3 protein-coding genes are annotated in these 17,645 nt (G+C 59.4%); all 3 read right to left on the bottom strand.

What is annotated here, in order from left to right; genetic code table 11:
• Window positions 1-5 precede the first annotated feature (5 nt).
• The gene (locus LAN64_14995) at window positions 6-4,469 is read right to left on the bottom strand and encodes an acyltransferase domain-containing protein (GenBank protein ID MBZ5569143.1); all 4,464 of its coding nucleotides are present in this window, start codon (window positions 4,467-4,469) and stop codon (window positions 6-8) included.
• 105 nt (window positions 4,470-4,574) lie between these two features.
• Window positions 4,575-12,509 (bottom strand): SDR family NAD(P)-dependent oxidoreductase, encoded by a 7,935-nt coding sequence (locus LAN64_14990; GenBank protein MBZ5569142.1) that lies wholly within the window; start codon window positions 12,507-12,509, stop codon window positions 4,575-4,577.
• Window positions 12,506-17,593, bottom strand: coding sequence for a type I polyketide synthase (locus LAN64_14985; GenBank protein ID MBZ5569141.1), 5,088 nt, complete (start codon window positions 17,591-17,593; stop codon window positions 12,506-12,508). Before LAN64_14985 ends, LAN64_14990 begins: the two co-directional genes overlap by 4 nt.
• Between the last annotated feature and the right edge of the window lie 52 nt (window positions 17,594-17,645).

Raw genomic sequence — 17,645 nt, 5'->3', positions numbered from 1 at the left:
CCGGCCTACATCGTTTCCAGCTTCTTAAGCAGCATCTTTTCCACTTCGTCGTCTGACAAATCCTCGATGCTCAACGCCGCCGCCCTAGTCTCCGCGACGCTATCGATCCCCGCTTCCTGGCTAGGCCCGGGATGACTTCCTGAAGCCACCTGATCAAGAGTCAGAACCCGGGACGCCAGATACTCCGCAATGGCTTCCACGTTGGGATAGTCGAAGATGAGGGTGGCGGGAAGCGCGCGAGGCAAACCCAGGTCCGCGCTCAAGCTGTTTCTCAGTTCGACCGCCATAAGAGAATCAATGCCCAGATCCATCAGGCGGTGGCGACGATCGATGGGGTCAGAACGATCTCGCCGCAGCACCTTCATCGTGCGGCTCCGCACAAATTCCACCAGTTGTTCGTGCTGTTCACTGGGAGGAGATTGCCGGAGTGTGTCCAGGAAATCCTGCACGCGCCCTTTCGAAACCTCGGCACTGTCGGTTTCGATCAAAGCCGTTGAAGACTGCTCGCTCAAATCCTCCATCCACGCATCGCGTCCCTCGCTTTGGATGGAGTATGTGAACGACGGGGCCCGGGCAACCATGCAATGTTCTCCCAAGATTTCGGCGGGTGATCCGGACTCGGGAAAGGCCACAACCTCTTCGAAACCGTGTGAACGAAGCAACGTCGCCCACTGTTCCCGGGAAAGCAGGGGACTATCCTGGCGCAACCCGTCGTTAAAACGATGCCAATCTTCAATGAGGCCGTAGGAGAATTCGATCCACGACGGTGCATTGGTCACTTCACACAGGACTAACAGGCCTCCCGGACTCAGCAGGCTTAAAACATTCTCAATCGTTTCATCCAGGTTGCGGGTGGCATGCAGGACGTTGGCAGCCACCACGGCGTCGAAGGTATGTTCTCCAAAGCCCTGCTCCGCCGGTTTTTTCTCTATATCCAGCAGCCCGAAACGAAGAAACGGGTATTCCTTGTACTTGTCACGCGCACGATCAAAGAAGAACTTGGATACGTCCGTGAAGCAGTAAAGAGTGCGACCGGGCGGCAGCACCGGCAGCATCGCCGAAGTTGAACCCCCCGTGCCCGCGCCGATCTCCGCAATCCGCAGTTGCCGGCCCAGCGGCAGGGTTCTTACCAGCGATTCCAAGACCGATCTGGCGACACCGCTGAAATAGCGCGAGAGGGCCCAGTGTTCATAGATATCTTCCGCCAATGCGAGCGAGCCTCCCGGGAAAAGCGTATCGAGGGGTGAGACTTCGCCCGTCAGAATGGCAGGCGCCATTTCGCCACAACGGCGCATGTACTCCAGCACAAATGGAATGTCTGCCAGCTCCTTGCCAGCGAGGCTACTGTCGAGTTTGAGAAGGTCCTCGGGAAGGGACGCTGGATTGCTATATGCGTCCCCCACTTGCTGGAGCACTCCTTCGGCGGCCAGTTTGTTCAGCCAACGCGCAATGAGGATTCGGTAGGTAGGCAGGATTTTGAGCTCTTGAAGCAATGAATCGAGCGAGTATGTTTGATTCGGAGTTCGGAAGGCCCCCAGCTCGAAGAGCGTGTGAGACATATAGGCCGTGGCCATTCGGTCGAGGGTCTTCCACTTGGCTGGATAGCTGTCGAGGGACAGATCCATGGGAACCTGGCGACATTGCGCGAGTGCTGAGGTCACGACATTGTGCCATCGGGAGGTTTCCTGGGAGCTGGTTCCGCGTCGCCGTGCCTTGGCTGCCTCCGCCAAGAACTGCTTACGCTTCCAAGGGTACGTCGGCAGCATGACCTTCCTGCGACCGCGACCCCGGTCGAACTCTTTCCAGTCGATGTTCACGCCGTTCACGTACAGCGTGCCAAGATCTTCCAGCATTTGCTCCCAATCCCCGCGGTCCCGGCGGAGGGATGGCAACCAGACGCCCTGGCCTTGCGGTACGCACTGGCTGCCCATGCCGACCAGAATGGGGGAAGGACCGATTTCCAGGAACACGCGGTAGCCTTGCTCGTAGAGCGCGCCCATGGCCTGGGAAAAGCGCACCGTGTTCCGCAGGTTGTAGCGCCAGTAGGCGGCATCCAATAAGTTCTGTTCGCCCACCCACTGCAAGCGCATGCTGGAGAACTGGGCCACCTGCGGCGGGCGGTAAGTAGCCTGGGCCGCCGAATGTTCAAACTCTTCCAGCACCGGCTCCACCAGCGGAGAGTGGAAGGAGTTGGAGACCTTCAAAGGCTTGGTCTTGATTCCCTGCGCCTCCAAGCGGCGCAGGATTTCCTGCACGGCCGTGCGCTCCCCCGAAATCACAGTGCTCTCCGGCCCGTTCACCGCCGCGATCGCCACCCTGTCCCGATAAGGTTCCAGGACCGCGGCCACCTGCGCTTCTCCCGCCAGCAGCGAAGCCATCAGACCGGTGGGAGGAAGACTGTGCATCAAGCGGCCGCGCTCTCGCATGATCATCAACCCGTCCTCCAGGCTCATCATGCCGGCCACCGTGGCTGCCACGATTTCGCCCACGCTGTGGCCCATCACCGCCCCCGGCTCCACTCCCCAGGACCGCCACAACTGGGCCAGTCCGTATTGCACCGCAAACATCGCTACATGCGTGTACTGGGTTTGGTCCAGCGGCGTCGCCTCGCCCCCTGCCGGATACATCACCGAGCGCAACGGCTTCTCCAGATGCGGTCGCACCAACTCATCGCAGCGGTCCACCACCTCCCGGAAAACGGGCTCGCTGCCATACAACGCCCGTCCCATGTTGACGTATTGCCCGCCCTGCCCGGTGAAGAGGAACACGACTTCCGGTCGCTGGGTCAAGTCGACGTGACCCTGGAGCACTCCCACGGACTCCTGCCCGTCGGCACAAGCCAGGAGGCTTTGGCGCAGTTGCTCGCTGGAGGCGGCGACCGCCGCGAGACGATGCTCGAAATGCGATCGTCCGGCATTGGCGGTGTGACACACATCAGCCAGGGGGATCTCAGGATGCTCTCCGAGGTGTCGCGCGTACCGGCCCACCAGTTCCTTCAGCGACCCGGCACCCTTTGCTGAAAGAGTCAGAAGATGGCGAGATCGATCCGGATCCGCAGCAGCTGGTTTCGGCTCTGGCGCCTCGGCAACGATGATGTGAGTGTTGGTGCCGCTGAATCCAAAAGAGCTAACCGCAGCGATGCGTCGCGTGGAGTTCGATGGCCAAGGCGTGCGGGTCGAGGGCACTGTAATCGCGACTTCATTCCAGGGGATGTGCGGATTGGGCTCCTTGAAGTGCAGGTGAGGAGGGATTTCCCCGTGCATGAGAATGAGCACGACTTTGATAAGCCCGGCCACGCCCGCCGCTGTCTCCAGGTGTCCGACGTTCGTTTTGATCGATCCGAGGGCAAGAGAATGCTGCTTGGATCGACCTACTCCGTATACCGCATTCAGGGCATGAACCTCGATGGGGTCGCCTAGGGAAGTTCCCGTCCCGTGGGCTTCGACATATCCCACCTCGGATGGCTCCACGCCGGCATTCCTCAAGGCCTTCCGAATGACTTCCTGCTGGGAAGAGCCATTCGGGACAGTGAGACCGCTGCTGCGTCCATCCTGATTGATGGCAGTGCCCCGAATCACAGCCAGGATGTTGTCTCCGTCTGTGACCGCGTCGGCGAGACGTTTCAGCACCACCACCCCACATCCTTCACCACGCACAAACCCATCGGCCGAGGCATCAAAGGTCTTACAGCGGCCATCTGCGGCCATCATGTGGGACTTGGAGAAATTGATTAGAAGCTCTGGCGCCAAGATCACGTTCACGCCCCCGGCCAGGGCCATTCGGCAGTCCCCCAGGCGAAGACCCTGACACGCCAGATGCACCGCAACGAGCGAAGAAGAGCAAGCCGTGTCAAGAGCGATGGCGGAGCCCTGAAGGCCGAGGGTGTACGACAGCCGACCCGAGGCAACGCTGTGACACGTGCCGGTGGCCAAGTAGGCGTCGATCTGGGCGGGGTCTCCAAACTGCATTTGAAGCTGGGCGTAGTCGTTACTGGCAATTCCCAAAAACACGCTGGTGGAACTGCCCAACAGCTTTTCCGGGGACTGGCCGGCGTTTTCCAGAGCCTCCCAGCCAACCTCCAGAAACAGCCGCTGCTGCGGATCCAGGGTCACGGCTTCGCGCGGTGAGACGCCAAAGAAATCGGCGTCAAATTTGTCGACCTCGTCCAGAAATCCTGCCCAACGGGTCGACATCTTCCCGGGTGCATCGGGGTTCGGATCGAAGAACTCGTTGATGTCCCAACGGTCCGCCGGCACTTCGCGGATGGCATCGGTCCCATCGCACAACAGCCGCCAGAGTGAATCCGGATCGTCCGCTCCGCCGGGAAAGCGGCATCCCATTCCGATCACTGCGATGGGCTCGTCTCGAACGCGCTCAGCCTCTTTGAGTTTGGCTCGCAACATCCGAAGTTCCGCAATCGCTCGTTTCACCGGCGAGAGTTGATCCGCGCCTTGAGAGTAATCGTCCATTTGTTGTTCTCTACTCTTTGTCTGCCATGGCAAGCTTTCTTGGCTTGCCTCAAGAATGAACTCACCGGTCGTCCACCCATGGGCAATGCATACCCATGCGCGAGATCAGGGAGTACCGGACAATTCTTTGGCCAGTATTGCCTCTGCCTCCTCATCCGAAAGCTGCTTCAGTTCGGTCAGGGTCCTGGCTTCTTCATCATGGGCTTTCGCTGTCCTGCCTGCCTCTTTTGAATTTTCCCCAGCCATCAAAACATTCTGCTCAAGGTGCTCAGCCAGCGCCGCCACGGTGGGGTGATCAAACACGATCGTCGAGGATAATGGTTTTCCAACGCTGGCCTGGAGGCGGTTCTTCAACTCGATCGTCATCAGAGAGTCCATCCCGAACGTTGCCAGACCCTGATTCACGTCGAGCTTGAACGAAGGGTTGAGCCCAAGAACCTTGATGGCCAGTTCGCGAATATGCGCCTCGAGCAGCGGGCGACGCTTGTTCGGAGGCGCTTGCCTGAGTTGCTCCAGCAAGGCTGGTGGTTGTGGGGCTTTCCGTGGTTCGACCAGCGGATGGACGTCCGCCTTGGATAGCACTCTTGAAAACAGCATGGACTGGCACCCCGGAGGAAGCGAATCGACATACTGCCGCCAATCGACCGACATCACTCCGACCTGGGCCCGGTCCTGCCAGAGCAGGTGTTCAAAAACGCGCAGCCCTTGCTGCGGTTCAATTAGGTGAAACCCTTTCATTCGGAGGCGGTGGCTCACCCCGCCCTGGGTCGCAGCTCCAATCTCACCCCAGGGTCCCCAGTTGATACTCAGGGCGGGTAATCCGAGATCGTGCCGGTGATGTGCAAGCGCATCCTCAAAGGCGCAGGCGGCCACATGGTTCCCTTGACCCGCCGATCCCAGCATCGAGACTGCTGAGGAAAAGAGGACGAAGAAATCGAGGGGCCGATCCTGCGAAAGAGTATGTAGATGCCATGCCCCGTCCACCTTCGGCGCCATTACTCTCTCGAAGCGCTCCCAGGTCTGTTGGGCGAGGACTCCATCGTCGAGGGTTCCCGCCGAGTGGACAATCCCTCGCAAGGGCGGCAGCGAATGGCCAAACCTTGAGAACAGTTCCACCAAGAGGGCGCGGTCCGATACATCACCCTGGGCCACCACGACGCGGGTGCCTTTCTCCTCCATTGCGCGGATCGCGCTAACCGCTGACTCGGAAGCTCCACTGCGGCCAGTCAATACCAGATGCGTTGCACCCTGTTCCGACATCCACCCGGCCACCAGCAGCCCAAGTCCTCCTAGGCCCCCGGTGATCAGATAGCTCCCCTCGGGTTTCAGCGTTCTCTCTCGGCCGGGCTCCACACGGGCGGAACCCTCTCGCTGTCCGCGGAAACTCGGGTGAGACAACACCACCTTGCCGATGTGCCTGGCCTGCGCCATAAACCGGAAGGCAGGGATCAATTCATCAAGGGGGAATATCTTGAGCGGCAACGGCTTCAACTGGCCCGTCCTGAAATCCGGGATCAGTTCATCGAACAGGCTCCGAACCAGTTCAGGGCTCTTTTCGAAGGTCGAAGCCAGGTCGATGGGGAAGTACGAAAGATTCCTGTTCAATTGGGCCACTTGGGCCTGGTCCCAAATCCCGGTCCTGCCGATTTCTAAGAACCGTCCGTTGGTCGCTGTGATGGAAAAGCTCTTGGGAATGAATTCGCCGGCCAGGGAATTGAGTACGAGGTCCACACCGTGTCCGCCCGTGATTTCCATGATCTCGCCGGCGAAATCGAGAGATCGCGAGTCCATGACATGAGGTACCCCCAACGACTTCAAATAGGCCCGCTTCTCCGCACTCCCGGCCGTGGCAAAAATCTCTGCTCCGGCCCGCTGAGCCAGTTGCACCGCCGCCAGTCCTACCCCTCCCGCCGCCGCGTGAATCAGTACCTTTTCTCCGGCTGAGATCTTGCCCAGGCGACAGAGAGCATACTGCGCTGTCAAGAACGCACTCGGGAGAGTCGCGGCTTCATCTTCCTGGAGAGGCTCCGGGATAGCGACGATCCGGTCCGCCGAAATCGTCAGGAAGGCAGAAAAACTGCCCGGTCCCACCGCCATCACCCTTTGCCCCACGCGGAACTGCTCGACCCCTTCTCCCACGCTCACGATTTTTCCGGCGCATTCGTATCCGAAAACATGGGAGGTCCCGGGATATCGCCCCAACGCCATCAAAACGTCCCTGAAACCCATACCCGTAGCGTGGACCTCAATCTCTACTTCGCCTTGGCCCGGCGACCGGCGTTCCACGGGACACAGAGACAGATTGTCCAGGATGCCGGTTGAAGAGATCCTTAGCTGGTAGGGTTGGTTGATATCTGCCTTGGGGCTCTTATGCGCTGCGGGAGAATCGACTCTGCTTTGGACCAGTCGCGCCACCAAGCGACGCCCGTGACGAAAGACCACCAAGTTCTCGTCCTTCTCGTTCCTGACCTCTTCAAAAAGTGCCTCCACTTCGTCGGGGGAAGCAACGGGATCCAGATCAACCCTTCCACAGTGGAGTTCCGGGTACTCGAGGCCTATGGTGCTTCCCAAGGCTGCGGTCGGAGACTGCGACAACGATCTCAAAGCTGTTTCAGAATCCACGGATTGGGCCCCACGGGTCACAATCCACAGATTGTTGGTCAGGGAACTCCCGCCGGAAACAAGGGCCTTCACCAGGTGGAGCAAACTCCCACATCCCTTTTGAATTTCCCCTTTCAAAGTTTCCCAGTCCTGGAATGCACTGGAAGAATCGTTCAGTGGCCAGAGATATACAACTCCGTTCAGGGTGGACCCATTTGAGCATCCGGCCTCCTGTAAGAGCCTTTGGAAATCTTCCGGGCTGCTGGCATCGACCTGGAAGTGTCCTCGACCCCGGTTTTCGAATTTCTTTCCCGCGGAAACAAAGACGCAGCCTTCCCCGTGAGATTTCAGGGTCGTCTCCAGGCCTATTCCCATGGCGCCGTGATCGGCCAATATCAGCCAACTCCCCTTCCGCGCCGGGACACCCATTACCTGCCCCAGTTTCTTCGCCTCCTCTGCCGTGCGCGGGCCGCGAGCCAGGACCAAGGACTGATTGGATAGAACGCTGTCCCGCTCCTGTTCGGGGGACGTTGCCACCTCGGTGAATCCACTCCCGATGAGCAACTTCCGCCATTGGTCTTGAGAAAGCAGTGCGTGTGAGGGCCGGAGCTCCGTATCGGTAAACCTCCACCAACCCTCCGTCAGGCCCACGATGATGTCCGCGAATCGGAGTGGCCGAGTCGCTTCCAGCAGCACGAGCAAGCCTTCCGACGACAAGAGTGTTTGAATCTGTTGGAGGGTCTGACGCAAATCCGCCGTGGCATGCAGGACATTGGCCGCGATGATCAGGTCGAACGAATGACTACTGAAGCCCTGCTCCAATGGGTTCTTCTCGATATCGAGAACCCGATAACTTACGAAGGGGTAGGCGGCAAAGGTTTCCCGGGCCTTGGAGGTAAAAAGACTCGAGACGTCTGTGAATACATACTCCGTCCGTTGGGCCGAAAGTTTGGGCAACAGATAGGACGTGGTGCTTCCGGTTCCCGCGCCGATCTCCAGGATCCTTAAGGGTCGATCCTGGGGCGCTCCGCCAACCACCTCCATAACAGCCTGCTGAATGAGCCCGTTGTAGAAACGAAAGTACGGAGAGTCTCTGTAGAGTCTTTCCACGTCTCCTAAAGACCCATTGGGAAATAACAGCTCCAGCGGCTCGGATTCACCTCTCATGGCTCGGGCGAAGTGCTGACCGCACCGCCCGACCAGGATCAACTCCGCGGAAGAGGCTGGGTATTCCTTCAAAAGGGTCGATAGCTCCTCCTCGGGATTTTGCTCGGGAGGAACGCGGGAGACTTTCCACTCTTGGCCGTCTCGCAAGAGGCAGCCGTCCTGTTGCAACATCTCGAACATTCTGCCCAGGAGACGATGGTACCGTTCCGGGACGCGCAGTTCGCGCGCTTTCGACTCGGTGGTGAAGGTGTGATGTTCCTGAATCCTCCAGCCCAATTCCCGGAGCGCCTGCCATACATATTGAGTGCTCAACCCCTCCAGCCTTGGCAGCAGGGAGGCAAACTCCTCTAACCCTGGCTCCGAGCGGCTTCGCCGCGCATATGGCAGGAGTGCTTGCGCAATACGCAGGGGGGCGGGAATGAAGGCGGAACTCTCAGGCCTCTCGATTTGTCGCGGCTTTTCTTCCCATTTGAACTCATACAACCATTGGCTGAAATCCTCTTGCTCGAAGGGGATGATTGCCTCTCGTCCCGCCCGTCTAAGAACCAAACCCCGAACTTCGAAAACCCTTTGTCCCGCGGGATCAAAAACCTCGATGTCCGCAGTAATCTCGGTGCTGTCGATGGCGACACCTTTGCCAAGAGTGACATGACTCCATACTTGATCGCCAGGACGGCGGTACACCGTGAAGCTTTCCAGTCGCTGCGGCAAGTAAGTCTGCGTTTCAGCATTGGAAGTGGCAGGCGCCGACAACGCCGCGACGACGGGCTGCAAGCAAGCGTCCATGAAAGCCGGGTGAATGTGATACCGCTCTGTTTCGGCGGATAAGGAGGCAGGGAGCTTGATCAAACCAATGGCCTCTCCCTCATGTCTCCATAACCCTTCTATTCCTTTGAAGTCGGGTCCAAACTCCAGCCCTCGCGACCGCAGCGACTCATAGTGGGATTCGACCTCCACCTTGGTCTGGCAACGCCTTTGAATGTCGGTGAGGTTAACGAGTTCCTGCGACCCATCGCGGCTGCCCTCTTCTTCCGCGGATATATCGCCGGTGGTATGAAGCATCCATGCGGGGCTTCTCTTTTCTCCCTTTGGATCGAGGCTGAAGACTTTAAAAGTGGCGGAACCCGGCTCCGTCTCTGTCACCATCACCTGAATCGTTCTTTCTTCTTCGTCCGGGAGCAGGAGGGCCTGAGTAAGAACCACGTTTCTTACGGTGGTCTGCTTGCCTGCAAAAGTCTCGCCTGCTGCGGCCTGCACCAACTCCAGATAGGCGGTGGCTGGAAGAACTGCTTTGCCAAAAACGCAATGGTCTTTGAGAAAGGGAAGACGAGTAACACTGAGTTGCTGTTCGAAGAGGGGGATTGCGGAACGCAATCGACTACCCAGCAATGGATGGCTTGTACCAGAAGCCTTCGCGGCAAGGCCGGCTATGGGCTGCTCGGCGCGGGATGGGGAATCCACCCAGTACCGCTCGCGTTGGAAGGGATAGGTGGGCAGGGCGATCTTGCGGCCTCGACGATCCTGGTAGAACCCATCCCAGTTCACATCGACGCCATTCACGTAGAGCTGCCCCAGGCTTTCCAGTAATTGTTGCCAATCGTCCCGATCTTCCCGCAGCGAAGGCAGCCAGACCCCTTCACCGATCGGCACGCATTGGCTACCCATGCTGACCAGAATGGGAGTTGGCCCAATCTCCACAAACAAGCGATAGCCTTGTTCATAAAGCTTCTGCATGGCCTCGGAAAAACGCACCGTGTTCCGAAGATTCTGCCGCCAGTACGTCGCATCCAGCAGATTCTGTTCTCCCACCATTTCCAGGCGCATGCTGGAAAACAAAGCAACCTGCGGAGCGGCGTAATTCAGTTCTTTCGCAGTCTGTTCGAATTCCGCCAACACGGGCTCCACCAGCGGCGAATGAAAGGCATTGGACACCTTTAGTAATTTGACCTTGGTGCCCTCCCTCTCCAACTGCTTCACAATCGCCTGCACCGCCGCCTTTTCTCCGGAAATCACTGTGCTCTCCGGCCCGTTGACGGCGGCAATAGCCACTCGATCCCGGTAGGGGGCCAGGGCAGCGGCGGCCCGCTTTTCGTCGGCGAGCAGGGATGCCATCATCCCGGCGGCCGGAAGGCTTTGCATGAGACGTCCCCGCTCACGCATCAGTTTGAGTCCGTCCTCAAAGCTCATCTGCCCGGCCACCGTAGCGGCTACGATCTCCCCGACGCTGTGGCCCATGATCAGCGCGGGCTCTACCCCCCAGGAACGCCACAACGCGGCCAGCCCGTACTGGACTGCAAACATCGCCACGTGCGTGTACTGGGTCTCATCCAAGGGCGTGCTCGCCCCCGGCTGCGGGTACAACACCGACCGCAAGGACATTGGCAGATGCGGGCGCAGGCATTCATCACAGCGATCGACGACGCTTCGGAAGATCGGCTCGCCCTCGTACAGCCGGCGCCCCATATTCAAGTACTGCCCCCCCTGTCCCGTGAACAGGAAAACAACCTTGGGTGCCTGGATACCCGGAACCTCTCTGCACGACAGTCCTGCAGCCTCGTGGCCCGCTCTGTAATCAAGCAGCCGTTCCCGCAACTCCTCTGAAGTTGAGCTGACGACGGAGAGTCGATGATTGAAATGCGACCGTCCTGCATCGACCGTGTAACACACGTCAGCCAGTGATGCCGCCGCTGGGGTCGCGAGATAGCCTTCGTAGCGACCCGCCAGTTCATTCAAGGCGACTGGATTCTTTGCGGACAGACAGAACAAGTGTGAGGTTCGGGAGTTATCCTCAGGGGCAGAATGAAGTTCCGGGGCCTCCTCCACGATCATGTGGGCAACGGTCCCGCTTCCACCGAAAAAGCTCAGGCCAGCCACGTGCGCCTTGTCTCGGCTGGGCCAGGGCATTGCCTGGACGGGGATGAGTGCAGGAATATCGTCAAGCGTGATCGCGGGATTGAGCTTCTTGAAATGCAAGTGAGCTGGAATGGTGCGGTGCTGCAGCGAAAGGACCACTTTGATCAACCCGGCTACACCCGCGGCCGATTCCAAGTGGCCCACATTGGTCTTCACGGTCCCGATAATCAGCGGATGATTTGCAGATCGTCCCCGGCTGTAGACCGAGGCTAAACCCCGCACCTCAATCGGATCTCCTAAAGGGGTTCCAGTCCCGTGGGTCTCTACAAAATCCACCTGATCCGGTTCTAGCCCAGCTCTCTCCAGCGCCTGGCGCATCACTTCGGCCTGGGCCAGCTTGTTGGGAACCGTAATTCCACTGCTGGCGCCATCTTGATTCACCGCCGAGCCGCGAATGACGGCACGGATATTATCGCCGTCGGCCAGAGCGTCGGATAAGCGCTTCAGCACAACAACGCCACAACCTTCACCCCGAACATAACCGTTGGCCCTGGAGTCGAAAGTCCTGCAGTAGCCGTCGGGAGAAAGGGTCCTTGCCTTGGTCGAGGTAATGCTGATTTCAGGCGACAGGATCAGGTTGACTCCGCCCGCCAGGGCCAGGTTGCATTCCCGGTTGCGGAGGCTTTGGCAGGCAAGATGGATTGTGACCCCGGAGGTTGAGCAGGCTGTATCCACCGCCATCGCGGGTCCCTGCAATCCAAAAGAATACGAAATTCGCCCGGCCGCAAAGTTGAGGCAATTCCCGGTGAGGTGGTAGGCGTCAATGAACTCCAGGCCCGCGCGCTCTACAATCCGGGCATAATCGTAGTTTGTGATACCAATAAAAACGCCGGTCTGACTCCCCAGCAGGCTCTTGGGAGCAATGGCGGCGTCCTCCAGCGCCTCCCAGCTCACTTCCAGCACCAATCGCTGTTGGGGATCCGTCTTCCGAGTCTCGCGGGGAGAAATCCCGAAAAAATACGCGTCAAACTTGTCGACCTCGTCCAGGAATCCGCCCATCCGCGTGTACATCTTGCCCGGACAATCGGGATCGGGATCATAAAAAGCGTCGATGTCCCAGCGATCCGCAGGAACTTCGCGAATGGCATCCACCCCGTCGCGCAACAGATTCCAGTAAGCCTCCGGACTACTGGCATGGCCGGGAAACCGGCAGCCCATTCCAATGATCGCGATCGGTTCCCTCTTCTCACGCTCGAGAGCATCGAGCTTGGCCTGCATTTCCTCCATAGCCCGGAGCGCCCGTTGCAGCACGGCCCGCCGGTCCTTGGGTTCTGATAAGTGATTCATGGAATCGGTCCCTTTATCGTTTTCCAAAATCCTTATCTCCTTCCAAAAACCCGCCGCCACCGGCGGTTTCACCTGATCTGTTCCAATTTCTTCGCGAGCAACTCAACCAGTTCCTCTTCGGAAAAGGCTTCTTGCCGGACCTCCGGCGCCTCTTTCTTCTTTTCGGGTGACAGCGAGAGGACCGCAGCACTCGCGGGCTCTTCCAACTTAATCACGGTCTCAGCCAAGTATTTCGTCAAGGCCTCGACGGTCGGGTATTCAAAAGCAACGGTCGGCGGAAGAGAGCAGCCCAGGCTCACTTCCAGGCGCGTTCGCAATTGCACCGTCATGATGGAGTCCATGCCCATTTTGAAAAAGCCTTGCCTTGGATCGACGCCATCGGATGACCCAAACCCCAGAATCTCAGCCACCTGCGTGCGGATGTAGCTATGCAAGAGCGGCCTCTTATCGATCGGGGAGGCCTGCTGAATCCGCTGCAGCAGGCGCGACCTCTTGTTCTCTTCCACCTCCCCCGCCTCCACCTGGACTTGTGGTCGGGCTGTCAACTGTTCAAGAAATGGCCGCTTTTTCCTGGCCTCGTAGATGGGTCCAAAAACCTTCCAGTCCACATCCGCCACCGTCTTCTGGGTTGCGCCCGTTTCCAACAGGTATGCGAGGGCTGCGAGGGCCTGTTCGGGCGGAAGGCTCTTCAAGCCGATGCGTCCGAAAAGCGTGGCCAGTTCCTCTGAGACCAGCCCTGGACCCTCCCACCAGCCCCAATTAACGCTCAACGCCGGAAGTCCAAGACCAGCCCGATGGTGAGACAGGGCATCCAGGAAATGATTTGCCGCCGCATAATGACCCAGCCCCTGAGAGCCCCATACCGATGCTCCCGAGGAAAACAGGACAAAGAAATCCAGCGCCTCCGCGCCTTTCCTGGCTTGGGTGAATTGGTGGAGCAACCACGCCCCCGTCACCTTGGAGCGCAGGACTTCGTGAAATTCCTCCGGTTTGAGATCAACCAGGTCATGTGACCCCACGATTCCAGCGGCGTGAATAATTCCTCGAAGTGGGCTGCGGTGGCGGGCGAGTTCCTCCCACAGGCTCGACATCTGTGATTCGTCGCCGACATCGGCCTTGGCGACGAGAATCTTCGCCCCACGTTCCTCCAAGGTTCTGACGGCGGCAATCCGCTTTCCGAGCTCGGTCTCGGGAGGGACGGACGCCCATGTGGACCGCTCCGGCAGACCCGTCCGACTCGTCAGCACTAAATGTCGTGCCCCCTGTAACATCAGCCAACCGGCGAGACGGAGTCCCAGGCTTCCGAGACCTCCGGTTATCAAGTAGGTCGCATCAGGCAGGAGAGTGAGCGGTTTCCTTACGGCGGCGCCGGCATGAGATCTCACCAGGCGCACCACATAGCGCCGCCCCTCACGGCGCACCACCTGGTCCTCGCCGTCCGAGCCCAGGATCTCTTCCCGAAGCGTGGTTGCTACCTCCGCCGTAGTTGATGTCTTCTCGAAGCGAGGCAAATCCACCAATCCGCCCCACAGGTTCGGATGCTCAAGCGCAATAACCCGTCCCAGGCCCCACAAGGGAGCTTGCTCCACGGACAGTGACATCCCATCCGCCGGCTCGACTGCTTGCGCGCCCCGGGTGACCAACCATAGGCGAGGCGGTGTCTTCCATTCCATTTGGGCGAGCGACTGGATCAAATGCAACACGCCGTCACAACTGAGAGCTTGCGAATCCTGGAGGAAGCTCGCTGAACGGGTTGTCGTCGAATCCAAACTCCAGAGGTAGATGATGCCCCGGCAAGAGGGGTGTGCGGCGCCCAGCGCCTCATGAAGCAGTCGCTGCATGTCTTCCAATCGTCGCGGGTCGACGCAAAAGCGCCCGGGTCCTTGAACTTGAAAGGAGTCTCCGACAAACACTAGGACGCACTCCTCGCCGTGCGATTGCAGTAACTCCGCAACTGCTGAGCCGAGTCCTCCCCGCTCTGCAAATATCAGCCAGCGCCCAGTTTGGCCGGTCTGCACCTTCAAGGTATCGGGTGGAAGCGGTTTCTCCTTCCACTCCAGCTCGTACAGCCAGTCCGCCTCTGCTTGCCCCGCCTCGATCTTCCCGGAGACGTGCGCCTTCCATTCCTTCGTCGCGTCGGACTCACGGCTGAAGAGTTGGAATGATCCCAGCCCGGGCGCGCTCAAAGTCAGAATGAACTGCATTTTCGATTCCGTACCATCAGGCAAGGTCAGAGGCTGATGTATAGCCAAGTCGGAGATCCGATGCAGCCTTTCACCAAATGCCGCATCGCCGGCTGCTGCAGCCATCTCCAGATAGACTGTCTCCGGCAAGGGAGCTGAACTCTCGACATGATGTTCGCGTAGCAAGTCGCGGAAACGGGCGTCGAGCTTGTTCTGCCAAAGGAAGCTGCCTGGCAGATTTGCCACGTCCGGCAAACGAACCCCAAGCAGCGGATGATCCTGGACGCTTCCAATACCCTCACCGAAGCAACCAAGGCTGGTGCTCCCTTTCGAAGGTTGCGTCTCCATCCAGAAGTGTTGACGCTGCCACGGATAAGCGGGGAGGGAAACAACCTTACCTGCGGAAGGAAAAAGGCGCTCCCAATTCACCGGATATCCGATGGTATAGAGCCGGCCGATCGAGCCCAGTAAACTCGCCCGCTCATCCTTCTCCCTCTCCAGGGAAGGAATGGCATAGCCTTCCCGGCCCAGATCGTGAAGGGTGTCTTCGATAGATGGCATCAGAACGGGATGGGGGCTGAGCTCGATGAAAACTGTGTGATCATCCTCCGCTAGCCGTTGCACGGTTCTGGAAAAAAGCACGGGGCGCCGCAAGTTGCTCATCCAATAGCGAGCGTCCAAGGTTGATCCATCACTTCTCTGGGCAGTCACAGTGGAATAAACCGGTACTCTTGCCTGCCGAGGTTGGATTCCGTCCAGCGTGCGCAGCAAGTCGTCCGTGAGAAGATCCATCTGAGGGCTGTGCGACGCCACGTCCACCTTCACCAGGCGGCAAAAGACATCCCGGGCCTGCAACTCCCCGAGAATCTTTCCCATCGCGGCCGGATCCCCCGACAGCACGGTGGAGCGAGGGCTGTTACTCACCGCAACCGACACACGGTCCTCGAACCCGGCCAGGGCCTCCTTCGCCTCATCCAAGGGAAGCGCCACCACGGCCATCGCCCCCTTGCCGCTCACGCGTCGCAACAGGAAGCTGCGCGCGCAGATGATGTGCATGGCATCTTCCAGACTCAAGGCTTCCGCCACAAAGGCCGCCGCCACCTCGCCCATGCTGTGTCCCACCACGGCGTCCGGCTCCACCCCCCAGGAACGCCACAGCGCAGCCAGGGCGATTTCAATCGACACCAGGCTGGGCTGAATGACATCGATTTCGTTCATCCGATATCCGGGAGCACTGGGATCGAGATTCAATTGCTCCTGCAGCGACCAATCCACAAAGGGTCGCATCGCCTGCTCGCATCGCTCCAGTGATTCCCGGAAAACGGCTTCTCGGCTCATGAGTTGCCGGCCCATCCCAGGCCATTGGGACCCTTGTCCAGGACACACAAATACGACTTTCCGGGTTCGGTCCGGCTCCGCCTTTCCCGCGCACACTCCCGGCAGGTTCTCCCCCAGCAAAAAGGCCTTCAAGCGGTCACTCGCATCCGCGTGGCTTCCAGCCACCAGCGCCATACGATGTTCGTGATGAGTGCGGCGCACACTGGCGGTAAAACAGAGGTCGCGCAGGGGAGGCGCTTCTTCATCGTTCACCGCGGAAAGGTATGCGCGAGCCAGCGCTGCCAACGCTTCCGGTGAACGCGCGGAAAGAGGCAGCAAGCAAGTGGAATCGGGACGCGAGCGCGTGTCCTCAGCGGCCTGCTCTCCTGGGGCTTCCGCGAGGACCACGTGAGCGTTAGTGCCGGCGATTCCAAATGCACTGACGCCGGCCACGGCGGACTCGGAATCTTGCGGCCAGGGCGTCAACGCGCGGGGAATGACCAGTTGACAGTCCTTCCACGCAATGGTTGGGTTCAACTCCTTCAAATGGAGGCTTGCGGGGATCAAGCGATGTTTGAGGATAAGGGCCGTCTTGATGAGGCCGGCGATTCCTGCTGCCCCTTCGGTGTGACCGAAGTTAGTTTTGACGGACCCGACATAGCAAGGTCTGCCCGGGGGGCGATCGGGGGAAAGGACGCTCCCCAAAGCACCGAGTTCAACCGGGTCGCCCGCAAGCGTCCCGGTGCCATGAGCTTCCACGTACTGTATCTGGCCCGGAGAAACTCCTGCATCGCGGTACGCCCAACGCAATAAGTCTTCCTGGCCACCCCGCGCCGGGGTGGTCATGTATCCACTGCTCCGGCCGTCATTGTTTACGGCACTGCCTCGAATGAGGGCATAAATGGGGTCGCCGTCCCGCAAGGCGGAAGCGAGCGGCTTAAGCACCACAATGCCGGCTCCTTCACTGCGAACGTAGCCGTTGGCGCCGGCGTCTCCGAACTTGCATCGGCCATCGGGCGCCATCATTTTCGATTGCGAGTAGGCGATCGAGATGTGGGGCTGCAAGATCACATTGGCGCCCCCCGCCAATGCCATCGAACATTCGCTCCTCCACAGGCTCTGGCATGCCAAGTGGACCGCCACCAGCGACGAAGAGCAGGCCGTGTCGACCGTCAGACTGGGACCCTGCAACCCCAGAACATAGGACAGGCGGCCCGAGGCGGAATAACGGCCACTCCCCGTGGTCATGTAGAAATCGACGCCGCCGGGATTCGCAAAAAGACGGGCCTCATAGTCATTCAGCCACATTCCAATGAAGACGCCGGCATGGCTGCCGCCCAGACGATCGACCGCCTGCCCCGCATCCTCCAGCGCTTCCCATGCCACCTCCAATAGCAAGCGCTGTTGCGGATCCAGTCGGTCGGCTTCGCGTGGAGAGATGCCAAAAAAACTGGCATCAAACATATCGATTTGTTCCAGAAAGCCGCCCCAGCGAGTCATCATTTTTCCGGGCGTGGCGGGACGCGGATCGTAATAGGCGGCAACGTCCATGCGATCCGGGGGGATCTCCATGATGGCATCCACCCCGTCCCGCAAAAGGCGCCAGAAGGCTTTCGGGCCGGCCACGCCCCCCGGGTAACGGCAGCCGATGCCCACGATTGCAATCGGGGCACGAGACCCTGAATCCTGGGGGCTCAAGCTCGGCAAG

The sequence above is a fragment of the Terriglobia bacterium genome (genome assembly GCA_020073185.1).
Lineage (GTDB): Bacteria > Acidobacteriota > Terriglobia > Terriglobales > Acidobacteriaceae > JAIQGF01.
The sequence above is the reverse complement of the archived record's forward strand: the minus strand, read 5'-3'. Positions and strand labels throughout refer to the sequence as shown.

Excerpts from the sequence above, each read along its gene's own strand:
- LAN64_14995 (MBZ5569143.1), bottom strand. The coding sequence starts at position 4,469 with ATGGACGATTACTCTCAAGGCGCGGATCAACTCTCGCCGGTGAAACGA.